This is a genomic window from uncultured Arthrobacter sp., assembly GCF_964021775.1.
GTDB lineage: Bacteria > Actinomycetota > Actinomycetes > Actinomycetales > Micrococcaceae > Arthrobacter.
This window is the reverse complement of record NZ_CAXHZI010000017.1, coordinates 48,972-65,692: the sequence shown is the minus strand read 5'-3', so window position 1 is coordinate 65,692 and position 16,721 is coordinate 48,972. Positions and strand designations below refer to the sequence as shown.

General features: G+C 69.3%; 12 protein-coding genes and 1 pseudogene. 4 read left to right on the top strand and 9 right to left on the bottom strand.

Going from position 1 to position 16,721, the window contains the following annotated elements:
- Positions 1 to 28: 28 nt before the first annotated feature.
- Positions 29 to 1,042 carry a heat-inducible transcriptional repressor HrcA gene (gene hrcA / locus ABIN76_RS13495; protein WP_346960199.1) on the bottom strand — a complete coding sequence of 338 codons (1,014 nt, stop codon included), beginning with the start codon at positions 1,040 to 1,042 and terminating at the stop codon, positions 29 to 31.
- A 241-nt stretch (positions 1,043 to 1,283) separates the two neighbouring features.
- On the opposite strand from hrcA, the gene ABIN76_RS13490 reads away from it, so the two are divergent.
- Together ABIN76_RS13490 and ABIN76_RS13485 are read left to right on the top strand one after the other, a co-directional pair.
- Positions 1,284 to 2,138 carry a DUF3097 domain-containing protein gene (locus ABIN76_RS13490; RefSeq protein WP_346960198.1) on the top strand — a complete coding sequence of 285 codons (855 nt, stop codon included), beginning with the start codon at positions 1,284 to 1,286 and terminating at the stop codon, positions 2,136 to 2,138.
- A 121-nt stretch (positions 2,139 to 2,259) separates the two neighbouring features.
- Entirely contained in the window at positions 2,260 to 2,679 is a 420-nt protein-coding gene (locus ABIN76_RS13485; RefSeq protein WP_346960197.1) for a DUF4870 domain-containing protein, read from the top strand.
- Positions 2,680 to 2,753: 74 nt separating this feature from the next.
- Here the strand turns inward: ABIN76_RS13485 and hemW are convergent, their stop codons facing one another.
- Together hemW and lepA are read right to left on the bottom strand one after the other, a co-directional pair.
- Positions 2,754 to 3,992 (bottom strand): radical SAM family heme chaperone HemW, encoded by a 1,239-nt coding sequence (gene hemW / locus ABIN76_RS13480; RefSeq protein ID WP_346960196.1) that lies wholly within the window; start codon positions 3,990 to 3,992, stop codon positions 2,754 to 2,756.
- A gap of 2 nt (positions 3,993 to 3,994) precedes the next feature.
- Positions 3,995 to 5,848 (bottom strand): translation elongation factor 4, encoded by a 1,854-nt coding sequence (gene lepA / locus ABIN76_RS13475; RefSeq protein ID WP_346960195.1) that lies wholly within the window; start codon positions 5,846 to 5,848, stop codon positions 3,995 to 3,997.
- Positions 5,849 to 6,114: 266 nt separating this feature from the next.
- On the opposite strand from lepA, the gene ABIN76_RS13470 reads away from it, so the two are divergent.
- Both ABIN76_RS13470 and rpsT read left to right on the top strand, forming a co-directional pair.
- Positions 6,115 to 6,702 (top strand): type II toxin-antitoxin system PemK/MazF family toxin, encoded by a 588-nt coding sequence (locus ABIN76_RS13470; protein ID WP_346960194.1) that lies wholly within the window; start codon positions 6,115 to 6,117, stop codon positions 6,700 to 6,702.
- A gap of 173 nt (positions 6,703 to 6,875) precedes the next feature.
- Positions 6,876 to 7,136 carry a 30S ribosomal protein S20 gene (rpsT, locus tag ABIN76_RS13465; protein WP_056739236.1) on the top strand — a complete coding sequence of 87 codons (261 nt, stop codon included), beginning with the start codon at positions 6,876 to 6,878 and terminating at the stop codon, positions 7,134 to 7,136.
- A gap of 137 nt (positions 7,137 to 7,273) precedes the next feature.
- On the opposite strand, the gene holA is transcribed toward rpsT, so the two are convergent.
- The 6 genes and pseudogenes from holA to glpK form a co-directional block, all read right to left on the bottom strand.
- On the bottom strand, positions 7,274 to 8,287 hold the full coding sequence (holA, locus tag ABIN76_RS13460; protein ID WP_346960193.1) for a DNA polymerase III subunit delta: 1,014 nt from the start codon (positions 8,285 to 8,287) through the stop codon (positions 7,274 to 7,276).
- Entirely contained in the window at positions 8,221 to 10,224 is a 2,004-nt protein-coding gene (locus ABIN76_RS13455) for a ComEC/Rec2 family competence protein (protein WP_346960192.1), read from the bottom strand. Before ABIN76_RS13455 ends, holA begins: the two co-directional genes overlap by 67 nt.
- Positions 10,225 to 10,245: 21 nt before the next feature.
- The gene (locus ABIN76_RS13450) at positions 10,246 to 11,151 is read right to left on the bottom strand and encodes a helix-hairpin-helix domain-containing protein (protein WP_346960191.1); all 906 of its coding nucleotides are present in this window, start codon (positions 11,149 to 11,151) and stop codon (positions 10,246 to 10,248) included.
- A 49-nt stretch (positions 11,152 to 11,200) separates the two neighbouring features.
- Positions 11,201 to 12,235 (bottom strand): DegV family protein, encoded by a 1,035-nt coding sequence (locus tag ABIN76_RS13445; protein ID WP_346960190.1) that lies wholly within the window; start codon positions 12,233 to 12,235, stop codon positions 11,201 to 11,203.
- A 70-nt stretch (positions 12,236 to 12,305) separates the two neighbouring features.
- The gene (gene leuS, locus ABIN76_RS13440; protein ID WP_346960189.1) at positions 12,306 to 14,840 is read right to left on the bottom strand and encodes a leucine--tRNA ligase; all 2,535 of its coding nucleotides are present in this window, start codon (positions 14,838 to 14,840) and stop codon (positions 12,306 to 12,308) included.
- Between the two features lie 352 nt (positions 14,841 to 15,192).
- A pseudogene (gene glpK, locus ABIN76_RS13435) lies at positions 15,193 to 16,707 on the bottom strand (glycerol kinase GlpK).
- Positions 16,708 to 16,721: the final 14 nt, after the last annotated feature.

The window sequence follows — 16,721 nt, the reverse complement described above, 5'->3', positions numbered from 1 at the left end:
CAAGAAGTCCGGTGCCGGATCCGGCCCGTCAGGGCCCGAGGATCCGGGAAAGGTAGCGGGCGACCGCACGGACGGCGGCCATGGTGGTGGGATAGTCCATCCGGGTGGGCCCCAGGACGCCAACCTTGGCCGTGGCGTCCGGCCCGTAGCCGGTGGCCACCACGGAGGCTTCGGAAAGCCCGTCGTAGGGGTTCTCCCGGCCGATGCTGACGGTGACGCCGCGCGGATCCTGCGCCATGTCGCTGAGCAGGCGGAGCATCACCACCTGCTCTTCGAGTGCCTCCAGCACGGGGCCGATGCTCAGCGGGAAATCCACGTTGGAGCGGGCCAGGTTGGCGGTCCCGGCCATGACCATCCGCTCCTCGCGGCTGCTCGCCGCCAGCGACTCCAGTCCCCGGGACAGGGCCTGGGCGGGGCCGCGCCGCACCGGCGGGCAGTTCTCCACCACGGCCTGCAACGACTGTGGCAGCAGCCCCAGCGGGGTACCGGAGAGTTTGGCCAGGAACAGGGTCCGGAGCTCGGAGAGGGCGTCGTCGCCGAGGTCCTGGCCGACGTCGATCACCCGCTGCTCCACCTTGCCGGTGTCCGCAATCAACACCGTGAGCACCTTGCGGGGCGCCAGGAGCACGAATTCGATGTGCCGGACGCGGGCCCGGCTCAAAAGCGGGTACTGCACGACGGCGACTTGGTTGGTCAGTTGCGACAGCAGCCGGACGGTCCGGTCCAGGACGTCGTCGAGATCCTCGGAACCCTCCAGCAGCGCCTGGATGGCGCGCCGCTCCGCCGGGGACAAAGGCTTGACGGCCGAAATCTGGTCCACGAACAGGCGGTAGCCCTTGTCCGTGGGAATCCGGCCGGCACTCGTGTGCGGCGCCGTGATCAGGCCCTCGTCTTCCAGCGCAGCCATGTCATTGCGGATCGTGGCGCTGGACACACCCAGGTGGTGCCGCTCCACCAGCGCCTTGGATCCCACGGGCTCGCGGGAATGGACGTAATCCTCCACGATGGCGCGCAACACTTCGAGTTTGCGTGGCTCGCTCACGCTCCACCTCCAATCGACCCGTATCAGTTAGCCGGCGCCGGCCGCGCGGAAAGACCCGCCCGGGAAACCCGCGGTTAGCACTCGACATGCCTAAGTGCTAACCAGTCTAATATGAGTCGCGCCGTTGTTAGCATTGGATTCGCTGCGGGCGTGACCCCCGGGACGGGTGTTTCCGGGCACACCACGAGCCGCGCCGCCGTTCCTCAGCCCAAATTCCCGAGTGCAAAGCAGTGTGTAGCAAATGTCTTACCAGAATTGGGGCCCGCAGGACCTTTCCGCCCCCGCCAAGGCCCAGCTGCCCGAAATCCCGGTGGAACGGGGCATGGTGCTCGAGGATGTGCAGTCCGGCTGGGTCGGTGCCGTGACCCGGGTGGAGAAGTCCGGCGGCATGCACGTTGTGGCCCTAGAGGACCGGCGCGGCAAGTCACGCTCCTTCCGCCTCGGCTTCGGGTTCCTGCTCGAAGGCCGGCCCATCAAGCTCATGCCGCCCGCCCCGCGGGCTGCCGCCGCGGCCAGCGCCGCCGGCACCCGGACCGCCTCCGGCTCCGTCCGGGTCGCCGGACAGCGGGCCCAGGTAGCGAAGGCCAGCCGGATCTGGGTGGAAGGCAAGCACGACGCCGAGCTCGTCGAAAAAGTCTGGGGTGACGACCTCCGCGTGGAGGGCATCGTCGTCGAACCCCTGCACGGCATCGACGACCTCGCCGCCGCCGTCACGGCGTTCCGCCCCGGCCCCGGCCGCCGGCTCGGCGTGCTGGTGGACCACCTGGTGCCCGACTCGAAGGAATCCCGGATCGCCGACGCCGTGATGGCTTCCCCGGGCGCGGTCGGCAATGTGCTGATCGTCGGACACCCCTACGTCGATGTCTGGCAGGCGATCCGCCCCGCGGTGCTGGGCATTGAGCGGTGGCCGGTGATTCCGCGCGGCGTGGACTGGAAAACCGGCATCCTGACGGCCTTCGGCTGGCCGCACAGCACCAAGGAAGACATCGGCCTGGGCTGGCAGAAACTCCTCGGCGCGGTCCGCAGCTACGCGGACCTGGAGCCCTCCCTGCTGGGCCGGGTCGAAGAAGTCATCGACTTCCTCACGGTCCCCTAGCCGTTCCCCCTGCCACGTTTCGCGATCCGAGCAAGTATTCTTGAACCGGCGGCCGCTGCACATTGTTGCGGCCGCGGCTCGTACAGGTACCAACGCTCCACCGCAATCCAAAGGACGAAACGTGGCAGAAGACGCACGCGAACACACGGACCACCAGGCCGGCCATGACCAGCCCCAGTACCATGGTGTTCCGGCAAATGCTCTGCCGCTGACGGCGAGCGAGGACCGGCAGTGGGCCACGCTGGCGCATTTTGGCGGCATCCTGGGCTGCGTTCCGTCCCTGCTGATCTACCTGATCTTCAAGGACCGCGGCCCGTTCACCGCGCAGGAATCGAAGGAAGCGCTGAACTTTACGCTGCCGCCCACGATCGCCGCGGTCGTGGCGAACCTGCTGGTCTTTGTCCCGGTGGTAGGCAACCTGTTCGCCGTGCTGGCCACCGCCATCTGGATTGCCCTCGCGTGTTTCTCGGTGGCCGCCGGCATCCACGTCAACCGCGGCCAGCCGCACCGCTACGAGTACAACCTCCGCTGGATCAAGTAGCGCGAACGGACACTTGAGGCCCGCGCGAACGGACACTTAAGGCCCGCCCGAACGGACACTTAAGGCCCGCCCGCCTAGTCCGGCAGGATCCTTCGGACCACCGCGTCGGCAAGCAGCCGGCCCTTGAGCGTGAGCACCAGCTGGCCCTTGAATGCTGCTGCCGGATCCACGAGGCCGTCCGCAATCAGCCCTGCCACCGCATGGCGGCCCGTGTCCCCGAGGCCGCCCAGGCTGGCGATCGACAGGCCGGTAGCAAGCCGGGCCTCCAGCATGACGCGCTCGACGTTGCGGGTATCTGCGTCGAGCGTCTCCCGGCCGGCGGCGGGCGAGGCTCCGGACCCCAAGCGGCCCGCATAGGCGGTCGGGTGCTTGACGTTCCACCAGCGGACCCCGCCGACGTGTGAATGCGCGCCGGGGCCTATCCCCCACCAGTCATCCCCGCGCCAGTAGGCGAGGTTGTGCCGGCAGGCCTGCTCCGGGGTCGGGGCCCAGTTGCTCACCTCGTACCAGGCCAGGCCCGCCGCGGAGATCAGTTCGTCGGCCAGTTCGTACTTGGCGGCATGGTCGTCGTCGTCGATCCCCGGCACTTCGCCGCGGCGGATCTGGGCGGCGAGCTTGGTGCCGTCCTCGACGATCAGCGCGTAGGCGCTGATGTGGTCCGGACCGTAGGACAACGCCGTCTCCAGCGAGAACCGCCAGTCCTCCATCGACTCCCCCGGCGTGCCGTAAATCAGGTCCAGGCTGACCGCCAGGCCGGCCTCGCGCGCCCACTGCACCGCCTGCGGCACCCGGCTGGGCGCGTGGGTGCGGTCCAGGACCTTGAGCACGTGCGGGACGGCCGACTGCATACCGAAAGAGACACGGGTGAACCCGGCGTCGGCCAGCAGCTGCAGCGATTCGGGCGTGACCGAGTCCGGGTTGGCTTCCGTGGTGACCTCGGCGCCGGGCTCCAGGCCCCAGGTCCTGACCGCGGCGCTCAGGATGCGGGCCAGGTCGCCGGCCGGGAGGAGCGTGGGCGTCCCGCCGCCGAAGAACACCGTGCTGAGCCGGCGCTCCGGCAGGCCGGAAGCCGCCAGCACCTGCCCGGCGAAATCGACTTCCGCCACGGCGGTGCCGGCGTACGCGTCCTGCGACGCACCGCCGCCGAGCTCCGTGGCGGTATAGGTGTTGAAGTCGCAGTAACCGCACCGCACGGCGCAGAACGGGATGTGGACATAGAGCCCGAAGGCCCGGTCCGCGGCGCCCTCCCGCGCCTGGCCGGGCAGGAGCCCGTCCGACGGCGCCGGGTCACCGAGGGGAAGCACGCTGGGCATGGTTACTTCTTGGCCTTGTCCTTGGACTCTTCCGTGGTGAGGGCGGCGATGAAGGCTTCCTGCGGGACCTCGACCCGGCCCACCATCTTCATGCGCTTCTTGCCTTCCTTCTGCTTCTCCAGCAGCTTGCGCTTACGGGTGATGTCACCGCCGTAGCACTTGGCGAGGACGTCCTTACGGATTGCGCGGATGCTTTCGCGGGCGATGATCCGGGATCCGATGGCGGCCTGGATCGGCACCTCGAACTGCTGGCGCGGGATGAGTTCGCGCAGCTTGCCGGTCATCATCACGCCGTAGGCGTAGGCCTTGTCGCGGTGGGTAATGGCGCTGAACGCGTCCACCTGTTCGCCCTGGAGCATGATGTCGACCTTGACGAGGTCGGCGACCTGGTCGCCGTCGGCCTTCCAGTCCAGCGAACCGTAGCCGCGGGTCCTGGATTTGAGGATGTCAAAGAAGTCGAACACGATCTCCGCCAGCGGCAGCCGGTACCGGATTTCCACCCGGTCCTCGGAGAGGTAGTCCATGCCGCCCATGACGCCGCGGCGGCTCTGGCACAGCTCCATGATGGCGCCGACGAACTCGTTGGGGGCCAGGATGGTGGCGGAGACCATCGGTTCGCGCACCTCCGCAACCTTGCCGGTGGGGTACTCGCTGGGGTTGGTGACGTGGACGACCTTCTTGTCCTCGAGGGTCACCTCGTACTCAACGTTCGGGGCAGTGGAGATCAGGTCCAGGTTGTACTCGCGCTCGAGCCGCTCCCGGGTGATTTCCAGGTGCAGCAGGCCCAGGAAACCGACGCGGAAGCCGAAGCCCAGCGCGGCCGAGGTTTCCGGCTCGTAGACCAGCGCGGCGTCGTTAAGCATCAGCTTCTCCAGCGCATCGCGCAGCACCGGGTAATCGGTGCCGTCCAGCGGATACAGGCCGGAGAAGACCATCGGCTTGGCGTCGGCGTAGCCGGGCAGGGAGTCGGTGGCAGGCTTGGCCAGGTTGGTGACGGTGTCGCCGACCTTGGACTGGCGGACGTCTTTCACGCCGGTGATCAGGTAGCCGACCTCGCCGACGCCCAGGCCCTTGGACGGGGTGGGTTCCGGGGAGCTGACACCGATTTCGAGCAGTTCGTGGGTGGCGCGGGTGGACATCATCTGGATGCGTTCGCGCGGGTGCAGCATGCCGTCGACGACGCGGACGTAGGTGACGACGCCGCGGTAGGTGTCGTAGACCGAGTCGAAGATCATGGCCCGGGCGGGGGCGTCCGCGTCGCCGACCGGGGCGGGGAGGTCACGGACGATCTTGTCCAGCAGGACCTCGACGCCGGCGCCGGTCTTGCCGGAGACGCGCAGCACCTCGTCCGGGTCGCCGCCGATCAGGTTGGCCAGTTCCTCGGCGTACTTCTCCGGCTGGGCCGCCGGGAGGTCGATCTTGTTCAGGACCGGGATGATGGTGAGGTTGTTCTCCATCGCCAGGTAGAGGTTGGCGAGGGTCTGGGCCTCGATGCCCTGGGCCGCATCCACCAGCAGCACGGCGCCTTCGCAGGCGGCGAGGGACCGGGAGACCTCATAGGTGAAGTCAACGTGGCCGGGGGTGTCGATCATGTTCAGCGCGTAGCTGGTGCCGTCGAGCTCCCACGGCATCCGGACCGCCTGGGACTTGATCGTGATGCCGCGTTCGCGCTCAATGTCCATCCGGTCCAGGTACTGGGCCTTCATGTCGCGGGACTGGACGACTCCGGTGTACTGGAGCATCCGGTCGGCCAGCGTGGATTTGCCGTGGTCAATATGCGCAATGATGCAGAAGTTCCGGATGAGGGCCGGATCTGTTGCGGCAGGCACCGGGGCGGTGCGGGCCATGGGAGACACGCAGGGTCCTTACTCTTGGCAATACGTGGGGACTGTACTGGCGGGCCGTACAGCTGGGCTGTTCCACGGCCGGGCACAGCCGGCGTTCAGCCTCGCTGCGGCACGCCGCTTTTCTCGTTCCTTATAGTCTCCCACGTCCCGGCCCGTGGCACTGCATCAGCGCAGGCACGGCCGCGGCCTCCGCACGGGACACTGCCCGGCAGCGTTCGACGGCGCCGGGCGGCCGGCAACGTTCGACGGCGCCGGGCGGCCGGTAGGGTTTCCCCATGGCCCTGAATCTTCGTTCCCTCGGCAACGCCCTCCGCGGCACCCTGCGCTTCCTGGACCGGCTTGGCGGCGGCGCACCGCCCGCCGCCCGCCGCCCTGCCGGCAAGGCTCCCGGCAAGGCTCCCGGCAAGTCCCGCGGCAAAGCTCCTGCCCGGCAGCCGGCCCGCGTTCCCGGCGGCCTTACCGGCACGTACCCGGGCGATTTCCGGGGCACCGCCAAGGTGCAGTACAGCCCCAGCCCCAACGGTCGGCCGGAACCGGGTGAGATCGTCTGGACCTGGGTGCCGTTCGAAGAAGACCACACCCGCGGCAAGGACCGCCCGGTGCTGCTGGTGGGGAGCCACGGCCGCTACCTGCTGGGACTGATGCTCACCAGCAAGGACCACGACGGCGACGAGCGCCGCTCCGACGATTACGTCGACATCGGCACCGGGCCCTGGGACCGGCAGTGGCGCCCCAGCGAGGCCCGGCTGGACCGGATCCTGCAAATCAATCCCGGGGACGTCCGGCGCGAGGGCGCGATTCTCGACGCCGGCCGCTTCCGGGACATCTCCTCGGCGTTGCGCGCCCGCCACGGCTGGTCCTGAACTGACGGAAATCACCACCGGCTGCGCGTCTCTGCTACTATTGACAGCTGTGTGTCCGTGCAGGTCGACGGCCACAGATGGTTGGTCGCCATAGGTATCCCCACGCCGCTCAGTCAATGGCCAATCTGAAAGCCCTCTAGACCATTTTCCGCATTGAAAAAGAGAGTTCACACGTGGCTAATATCAAGTCCCAGAAGAAGCGCATCCTGACCAACGAAAAGGCTCGCCTGCGCAACAACGCAGTCAAGTCCGAGCTGAAGACGGCCATCCGCGCCGTCAACACCGCCGTTGAGTCCACCGACAAGGATGCCGCTGCTGCTGCACTGGTTACTGCCAGCCGGAAGCTCGACAAGGCTGTCAGCAAGGGTGTTCTTCACAAGAACAACGCTGCAAACCGCAAGTCCGCGATCTCCAAGAAGGTCAACGCACTCTAAGGTTTTCCAGTTCAACTGAACTGATGATTGTGGCCGGCACCCCCTGGGTGCCGGCCACAGCCAGTTAACGGGGCAAGGCGGGCGATGGACGCCGACGGCGCCCCGGCGAAGCACCTGCCCGGGCGGTGCCCGCTTCGCTAGCGGCGGACCGCGCCCGCTATCACGGTGACGGCGTGCTCGACGGCGTAGACCGGGTCGCGGGAAAGCCCCTTGACCTGGGCGTCGGCCTCGGCCGTGACCTGGATGGACCGGACCAGGCCTTCCGGTGTCCAGCGCCGGACGTCACGCTGGGCCTGTTCCACCAGCCACGGCTGCATGCCCAGCTGCTTGGCGATCTGCGCCGACGAGCCCTGCGCCCCCGCCACCTTGGCCAGGGAGCGCAGCTTCGCGGCGAGGGCCGCCACGATCGGGACCGGGTCGGCGCCGGTATCCAGGGCGTGACGGAGGGTGGAGAGGGCCAGCGGCGCGTTGCCGGCCATAGCCGCATCGGCGACCTTGAAGGCCGTGGCCTCCACCCTCCCGCCGTAATAGCGGTCGACCATCTCCGAATCCACACCCGTGGTGGCGTCGGCGATCAACTGGCTGCAGGCGGCCGCCAGTTCGGCCAGGTTGGCACCGACCGCGTTGACCAGGGCGTGGACGGCGTCGGGCTCAATCCGGCGGGAAGCTGCTTTGAATTCCGTCGTGACAAAGGCCACCTTGTCCGCGTCTTTCTTCAGCGGCTGGCAGTCGACCACGGGCCAGCCGCCGGCCTTGATGGCATCGAGGAGCTTTTTGCCCCGCACTCCCCCGCCGTGGCGCAGCACGAGGACTGCGTCCTGCTCGGGTTGGGCCAGGTATTTCAGGCCGTCGGCAAGGAAGGCGTCATTCATCGCTTCGAGACCCTCCACCTCGATCAGCTTCTGCTCGCCGAAGAGGGACGGGCTCACGTTCATGGCCAGTGTGCCGGGTTCGTAGCTGCCGGCGTTGAGCCGGGTGACTTCGACGTCGGGGGCGGCGGCGCGGACCTGTGAGCGGATCCGGTCCATGGCCCGGGACCCAAGGTAGTCCTCCGGCCCGCCGACCAGCACCACCGGCGCCGGCGTCACGTCGCGCCAGGTGGCGGTCTTCGTCGCCGTGGTCCTGGTGCGTTGGGTCTGGGCAGCAGCCACTCGTGGTTCCTCCGGAAAGTTGGTTTGCAGACTCTAAGCCTGCCACGGCGGGGTCGGTCCACCAAGCGGCGGCGGCCGGGCCGGTGCCGGGCCCGGCCGCCGCCGGGCACCAGGGCTTTTCGGTCAAGGATTCCCGTGAGGAACAGCACGGTCCGCTCGTGCATTTTCCGTACCAGCCGGCCGGCCGCGGCGGGGTGGGTAGCGAGCCAGACGCCCGCCAGGGACAGCGCGGACAGCAGAGCCATGGTGCCCGAGCCTAAGGCGCCCTCCGGCCAGGGCAAAGCCGTCCCCGGGAGCCCCGCGAAGCAGCGGGCGATTCCGGCCACGCCGGCGGCGAAAATACCGGCGACGGTGATGGGCAGTGCCGCGAGCTCAGGGACCACAGGCACGAGCGGGACGGCTGCCGTGCCGGCCAGGGTCACCGGCGGTACCAGCGCGGCGGCCGCCAGGTTCGCGGGCAGCGCGTAGCTGGAGAACTGCGGCTGGAGCAGCACGATCGCGGGGCCGCAGAACAGTTGGGCGGACAGCGGAACCGCGACGCCGGCCGCCGCCCAGCGTGGCACAAGGGCGGGCAGCCAGCCCATCACGGGCCTGCCCGCCACGACGATGCCGAGCGTGGCGAGGACGGAGAGCAGAAACCCGAAGTCGGTCGCCAGCGCCGGGTCTGCCAGCAACAGCCCGGTCGAGGCCACGCACAGCAGGCTGAGTCCGCGGCCTGCACGGCCAAAGGCAAGCGCCCACAGCCCCACCGTTCCCATCAGCGCGGCCCGAAGCACGCTGGCATCGGGTCCGACCATCAGCACGAACAGGCCCAGCCCGGCGAAGGCGAGCGAAGCGGCCACCGGGCGGGGGAACCTCAGGCCGCGGGCCGCCAGCAGCAGGGCCCCGAGGACCAGGCTGCAGTTGGCTCCGCTCACGGCCGTCAGATGGGTCATCCCGACCGTCTTCATGGCAACGGCAAGCCCGGGGTCCAGCGCCCCGGTGTCGCCCGTCACCATTCCGGGCAGGAGACCGCGGGCGTCGCCGGACAACCCGGCGGAGGCCGTGCGGAAGCTTGCCCGCAGCCCTGCCGGATCGCGTTCCCAACCGCCGGAAGTTCCCAGCCGGACCGGGGCGGAGGACGCCGAGAGCAAGCCGGCTTCTGCTTCGCCTGCTCCGGCCGGTTGCAGCCGGCCGGTGACGCGCATCCGCTGGCCCCGCTCGGCGTGCTCCCAGCCGTCCCCGCCAAGGACGAGCACCTTTGCGCGGGCGTCCACCCGGATGCCGTCAAAGACGACAACACGCAGGGTCGCGGGCACCGCCCAACGGTCGGAAAGCCCCGAGCGGCCCGGGGCGGCGAGCCGCCGCGGCTCCCCGGCCACCTCCAGCTCCGCCACCACTGCCGCACGGTTGGCGACGGCCCGCGCCACCGCGCCGTCGTTCCGCTGCGCAGACGCGACCGCGGAGTGTGCGCCGGCGGTGCAAGAGAGCAGTAGTGCCAAGGCCGCGGTGGCCCGGAAACTTCGGGGCGCAGCTGTCCGGCGCCGGCGACGCGGACCCAGCAGGGCCGCCGCCGCAGCCGTAAGTCCGGCGCAGAGGGCGCCAAGCGCGGCAGGGTCCAGCCAGGCGCCGGCCACAGCGGTCGCCCACACCAGCAAGGCGGCAGGCACGAGCCGGACGTCGTACCGGCGACGCCGACCCTGCGGGCCGGAGGGGTCGGCGGCCGGCCGCGCACCGGCGCTGTGGCGGTGCAGAGCTTCGCGGACCCGGTGCTCCAGAACGCCCAGGGCGGACCGTTCCGGTGCGCCCACCCGGGGTGCCGAAGGTGCTTGGGGCTCCGGGGCGGCCGGGGACGGGGCCTGCGCCGCGGCCGGAGCGAGTGGCTCGTGGCTCCCGGCAACGGCGGCGGCTGCGGCGTCCCGGAACGCCCGCCAGCGAGGCTGCTGCCCGCTGGTCACGTCAGACGCCCGGTGGTCACGTCAGACCTTCACCAGCGGCCGCAGGGCGTCGAGCAGCTTGGGACCGATTCCCTCAACGGCGTCGAGTTCCTCAACGCTGCCGAAGCTGCCGTGCTGCTTCCGCCAGTCCAGAATGCGCTGGGCCAGCACCGGCCCGACGCGCGGCAACGTGGCCAGCTCTTCAAGCCCGGCGGAGTTCAGGTTGATTTTCCCGGCCGGGGGTGGCATCCCGCCGGACGTCCCCGTGCCGCCCGAGGTTCCCGTGCCGGCGCCACCGGCGGAGGGGCCGGGGACAGGCCCGGCCGGGTCAGGGCTGCCGCGCTCCGGGACGAGGATCTTTTGGCCGTCCTCGACGACTGCGGCCAGGTTAAGCCGGTCCAGGTCTGCCGCGCGGGTGCTTCCGCCGGCCGCCTGGATGGCTTCGTTGACACGGCTTCCGCGCGGCAGTTCCACCACGCCGGCTCTGGCAACGGCGCCGGCGACGTGGACAACGATGGTGGCCGGCGCCGTGGGGCCGGGTGGGTCTCCGTCGGCCGGGCCGTCAGCGGCAGCTGCCCCACCGGAATCCGCCTCATCGGCCGGAGTACCCGCAGAACCCGAGCTGCCCGTGGCGTCCCACCCCTGCGCTTCGCCCAGAGCTTGCACCCGGGGTGCGCCGTCGGCTGCCTGCCACCAGAACCAGCCGCCCAGCAACACGGAGACCACCGCGATCAGCGCCGCGGCGCGCCGCCCGGTCCGCCACCGGAATACCGGGACCGCCGGAGCGCCGGAGGTGAGTGTTTCCGTGCCGGGAAGATCGGCCGCCGAAAGGTCGAGCAGCGCCTCGTCCGGCACCGGGCCAAGGCTGGCGGCCCACCGGTGCCGGGCCAGGCCCGGCTTCTTGCGGGGTCCGCTACGGGCACCGGCTCCCGGATATCGGCGCGACATGCAGCCAGCCTAGGCGCCGGACCGTGCCGGGCGGCAGGCGGTGGAACGGCTATGTGGAAAGTGCGCCGGGCGCCCCGGCAGTCCCGGGAGTCAGGCCGGCCCCGGGCATCGGGGTGCTGCTCTCCCCCACAATTACGGCCAGCACCCCCAGCCCCGCGTGGGCAGCCAGCACGGCCGGAAGCGAACTGATCTGCGCCGGCGGGCACTCGGGCAACAGCCCGGCCAGCCGGGACGCCATCTGCTCCGCCTCGGCCTGGTTGCCGAAGTGGTGCACGGCGATCCGTGCCTCGCCGAGCGGGCGGGACAGCGCATCAGCGGCGGCGATTTCCTCCAGCCGGGCGATGGCGCGGGGCGCAGAACGGACTTTCTCCACCGGGACGACCTTGCCGCCGTCGACCGCAAGGATCGGTTTGATCGAGAACATAGTGCCCCAGAGCGAGGCGGCCGCCCCGATCCGGCCTCCGCGGCGCAGCTGCTCCAGGCTCGGCACATAGAAGTAGACCTTGGTGCGCGCCAGCCGTTCCTCCGCGAAGGCCCTGACCTCGTCCGCGCCCCGGCCATCGGCGGCCGCCACGACGGCGCTTTGCACGCCCATGCCCTGCGCCATCCCCACCGTGCGGGAATCCATGACCACCACCGGGATCCCCACTTTGGCCGCAGCGAGCCGGGCGGAGTCCGCGGTGCCGGAGAGCTCGCCGGAAATGTGGATCGAGACCACGGATTCGAAGCCGCGCGCCGCCGCTGCCAGGTAGGCCTGTTCGAACTGCCCGGGTGAGGGCCGGGAGGTCCGGACCGGGACGCCGCTGGCCAAGGCTACGGCGATGGTGTCCGCGATGTCGTCCTCGCCCTCGCCGTAGATCTCTGCGCCCACCATGACGGGCATCGGCACAACACTCAGGCGGCCGTCGGCGCTGAAGTCGCGCACCCACGCCGCCGGCAGCGCCGCAGCGGAGTCCGTGACGACCGCTGTGCGGGCGGCGACGGCGGGTACCGGTTCGGGCGCCGCGCCGGGCCGGGCGGCCTGGCGGAGCCGGACCAGGCGCTCGCGCAGCCACAGCCAGCCCGGGGGCTCACGGTCCGGCACGAAGCACCTCCTGGAAAGAGTTCCGGCCGCCGGCAATTGCCGGCGGCCGGTTCACGAACGGCCTGCCCGGCTACGCCGGGACGATGTTGACCAGTTTAGGGGCCCGCACGATCACGGTGCGGATCCCCCGGCCATCCAGCGCGCGCTGGACGTTCTCCGAGGCCAGCGCCAGTTCGCGCAGCTCGTCCTCGGAGATGCCCGGGGACACCTCCAGCCGGTCGCGCACCTTGCCCTGGACCTGGACGACGGCGGTGACCGTGTCCTGGACCAGCAGGGCCTCGTCGTGCGTGGGCCAGCCGGCGTTGGCCACGGACGCCGGGTGTCCCAGCACGTTCCACAGGTCCTCGGCGGTGTACGGCGCGAACAGGCTCAGAATGATCGCTACGGCCTCCACGGCCTCGCGGACGGCGGGGTCCGCACCGCCGGCGCCCCCGGCGGCGTCAATGGTCTTACGGGTCGCGTTGACCAGCTCCATCAGCTTTGCCACGACTACATTGAACTTGTTGTGGTCCAGCAGGGCCTGCGCGTCGGCGATGGTGCGGTGCGTGACGGTGCGCAGGGCACGGTCGCCGGTGGCGAAGTCGACGCCGGGTTCGCTGCTGACGTCCTGGCCGAGCCGCCAGGCGCGGGCCAGGAACTTCGCGGAGCCCGACGGCGAGACGTCCGCCCAGTCGACGTCGTCCTCCGGCGGGGAGGCGAAGATCATGGTCAGCCGCACGGCGTCGACGCCGTACTTGTCCAGCTGCTCGCCCAGGTCCACGCCGTTGCCGAGGGACTTGCTCATCGCCTTGCCGCCGTTGAGCACCTGGCCCTGGTTCAGCAGCGCCCGGAACGGTTCGTCGGCCTCGATCAGGCCCAGGTCGTGGATGACCTTGGTGAAGAACCGGGCGTACAGCAGGTGCAGGATGGCGTGCTCGACGCCGCCGACGTACTGCCCCACCGGCATCCAGTCATTGATCCTGGCCGGATCGAACGGGCCCTCGGTGTACTGCGGCGAGACGAAGCGCAGGAAGTACCAGGACGAGTCCACGAACGTGTCCATAGTGTCCGTGTCGCGCTTGGCCGGGCCATGGCAGCTGGGGCATTCGACGTTGACCCAGGCTTCCGCGGCGGCCAGCGGGGAGGTGCCCTTCGGGGACAGATCCTCGCCGCGCAGGTTCTCCGGCAGCGTCACGGGCAGCTGGTCGTCGGGGACCGGGACTTCGCCGCAGGCCGGGCAGTGGATGATCGGGATCGGGGTGCCCCAGAAGCGCTGGCGGCTCAGCAGCCAGTCACGCAGGCGGAAGTTCACGAACTTCTCCCCCGTACCCTGCTGCTCCAGGATCGTGATGGCTGCCGGGATGGCCTCCGCCTTGGGCAGCCCGTCCAGGGCGCCGGAGTTGATCAGGGTTCCCTCGCCGGTGGTCGCCGTGCCGGACACGGCAGGGTCTTCCTCGCCGGTGTCCAGCACTGCCCGGACGGGCAGGTCGAAGGTCTTGGCGAAGTCCAGGTCCCGCTGGTCGTGTGCGGGGACGGCCATGATGGCGCCGGTGCCGTAGTCGGCCAGCACGTAGTCGGCAGCCCAGACCGGCAGCTTCTCCCCGTTGAGCGGGTTGACCGCGTAGCGGCCGGTGAAGACACCGGTCTTCTCCCGCTCGGTGGACTGGCGCTCAATCTCCGACAGTGCCTTGACCTGCTCGCGGTAAGCGTCCAGGGCGGCGGCGTGTTCGTCGGTGACCAGTTCGACGGCGATCGGCGCGTCTGCGGCGACCACGAAGAACGTCGCGCCGTACAGGGTGTCCGGGCGGGTGGTGAAGACGGTGACGTCCTTGGCGGGCTTGCCGCCGTCGGCCTCGACCACGAAGGTGACGTGGGCGCCCTCGGAGCGGCCGATCCAGTTTTTCTGCATGGCGAGGACCCGCTCGGGCCAGTGCCCGCGCAGCTCGTCCATGTCGTCCAGCAGCCGGTCGGCGTAGTCGGTGATCTTGAAGTACCACTGGTTCAGGGACTTCTTCGTCACGGCGGTGCCGCAGCGTTCGCAGGCGCCGTTGACGACCTGTTCGTTGGCCAGCACAGTCTGGTCCTTGGGGCACCAGTTCACCGGCGAATTCTTCCGGTAGGCCAGCCCGCGCTCGTAGAAGCGCTTGAACAGCCACTGGGTCCAGCGGTAGTACTCCGGATCGGAGGTGTGCAGCCGGCGGGACCAGTCCGCGGAGATCGCGTAGCGCTTGAAGGACGCCGCCTGGGTGTCGATGTTGGCGTAGGTCCACTCGCTGGGGTGGGCGTTGCGCTTGATGGCGGCGTTTTCCGCCGGCAGCCCGAAGGAGTCCCAGCCGATCGGGTGCAGCACGTCGTAGCCCTGCTGGCGCAGGTAGCGGGCGACGACGTCGCCCATCGCGAACGCTTCGGCGTGGCCCATGTGCAGGTCCCCGGACGGGTACGGGAACATGTCCAGCACGTAGCGGCGTTCCTTCGAACCGTCATCCAGGGGCGTGAAGACCTTGAGGTCCTCCCAGACCTGCGGCCATTTGGCCTCCATCGCGGCGAAGCTGTAGGCGCCCTCTTCGGGGCCTTCGCTCGCGACGGCTGCTGCTGTTCCGGTCTCTGTCTCCGGCTGAACGCTCACTGCTGGCCTCTTCTGTTCTTTCGATCTTGTCGGATCAGGACTGTCCCGCCTGATCCCTTGGTCCCCTGCTGAGGTCCGGTAACTGTCCCGGACACACAAAAGCCCCTCGACACGGAGGGGCTGCCGCTCGGCAATCCGGGTTTTCGCCGGGATGCCGCGCGGCTAACTAAGCAGGAGGATCGCACGCATACGACTACTTTAGCGCACCCTCTATCTAACCCACGTAAGTCGCCACGAGCGGCTGAATCGGCCGGCTTGGATACGCCGAACTGTTATGGGGGCCCGGGAGCGGCTTCGGGCGTCCGCGAAGCGGGCGGGGCCCCCATAACAGTGAAGGCGGTAGGTCGCCGGGTTACTTCACGTCCTCGTCGACCCAGTCCATGGACTTGGTGACGGCCTTCTTCCAGAGCCGCATCTGGCGCTCGCGCTCGGCCTGGTCCATCTGCGGCTCCCAGCGCTTGTCCTCGGACCAGTTGGCGGAGCACTCGCCCAGGTCCTTCCAGAAGCCGACGGCGAGGCCGGCGGCGTAGGCGGCACCGAGCGAGGTGGTCTCGACGACCTTCGGCCGGATCACCGGGACACCCAGGATGTCGGCCTGGAACTGCATCAGGGCGTCGTTGGCGACCATGCCGCCGTCGACCTTCAGTTCCGTCAGCGGCACACCCGAGTCGGCGTTGACGGCGTCGAGCACTTCACGGGTCTGGAACGCGGTGGCCTCCAGCGCGGCGCGGGCGATGTGGTTCTTGTTCACGAACCGGGTCAGGCCGACGATCGCGCCGCGGGCGTCCGAGCGCCAGTACGGTGCGAACAGGCCGGAGAACGCCGGCACGATGTACACGCCGCCGTTGTCCTTGACCGCGGCCGCCAGCGTCTCGACCTCCGGGGCGCTGCTGATCATGCCCAGGTTGTCACGCAGCCACTGCACCAGCGAGCCGGTCACGGCGATGGAGCCTTCCAGCGCGTAGTGCGGTTTGGCGTCGCCGAGCTTGTAGCCGACCGTGGTCAGCAGCCCGTTCTTGGAATGGACGATTTCCTCGCCGGTGTTGAAGATGAGGAAGCAGCCCGTCCCGTAGGTGTTCTTGGCCTCGCCGGTATCGAACGCGGCCTGGCCGAAGGTTGCCGCCTGCTGGTCGCCGAGGATGCCGGCGACCGGCACTTCACGCAGGAGCTGCGAGGTGTGGACGGTGCCGTAGACCTCGGAGGAGGACTTGATGGCGGGCATCATGGAGGCCGGAACCCCGAATGCGTCGAGGATTTCCTGGTCCCAGGACAGCGTCTCGAGGTCCATGAACATGGTCCGGGACGCGTTGGTCACGTCGGTGACGTGGACGCCGCCGTCGGTGCCGCCGGTAAGGTTCCACAGCACCCAGCTGTCGGTGTTGCCGAAGACCAGGTCCCGGAGGTCGTTCTTGGCCCGTGCGTCCTCGACTTTGTCGACGATCCCCGAGATCTAGGTTCCGGAGAAGTAGGTCGCCAGCGGCAGGCCGACCTTCTGCTTGAAACGCTCGAGGCCGCCGTCCTTGGCCAGTTCGTCGACGATCGGCTGGGTGCGGGTGTCCTGCCAGACAATCGCGTTGTAGACGGCCTTGCCCGTGGTCTTGTCCCAGACCACCGCGGTTTCACGCTGGTTGGTGATGCCGACGGCGGCAATGTCGTGGCGGGTCAGGTTGGCCTTGGACAGCGCAGAGGCGATGACCTCGCGGGTGTTGTTCCAGATCTCGGCGGGGTCGTGCTCCACCCAGCCGGCCTGCGGGAAGATCTGCTCGTGTTCCATCTGGCCGGATGAAACGATGTTGCCGCTGTGGTCGAACACGATGGCGCGGGTGCTGGTGGTTCCCTGGTCAATGGCGATTACATACTGGTTCACGTTGACGTCCTTGT

Coding starts and splice junctions, on each gene's coding strand:
- ABIN76_RS13490 (WP_346960198.1), top strand. CDS start 1,284: ATGTCTTACCAGAATTGGGGCCCGCAGGACCTTTCCGCCCCCGCCAAG.
- ABIN76_RS13470 (WP_346960194.1), top strand. CDS start 6,115: ATGGCCCTGAATCTTCGTTCCCTCGGCAACGCCCTCCGCGGCACCCTG.
- hemW (WP_346960196.1), bottom strand. CDS start 3,992: ATGCCCAGCGTGCTTCCCCTCGGTGACCCGGCGCCGTCGGACGGGCTC.
- ABIN76_RS13450 (WP_346960191.1), bottom strand. CDS start 11,151: ATGTCGCGCCGATATCCGGGAGCCGGTGCCCGTAGCGGACCCCGCAAG.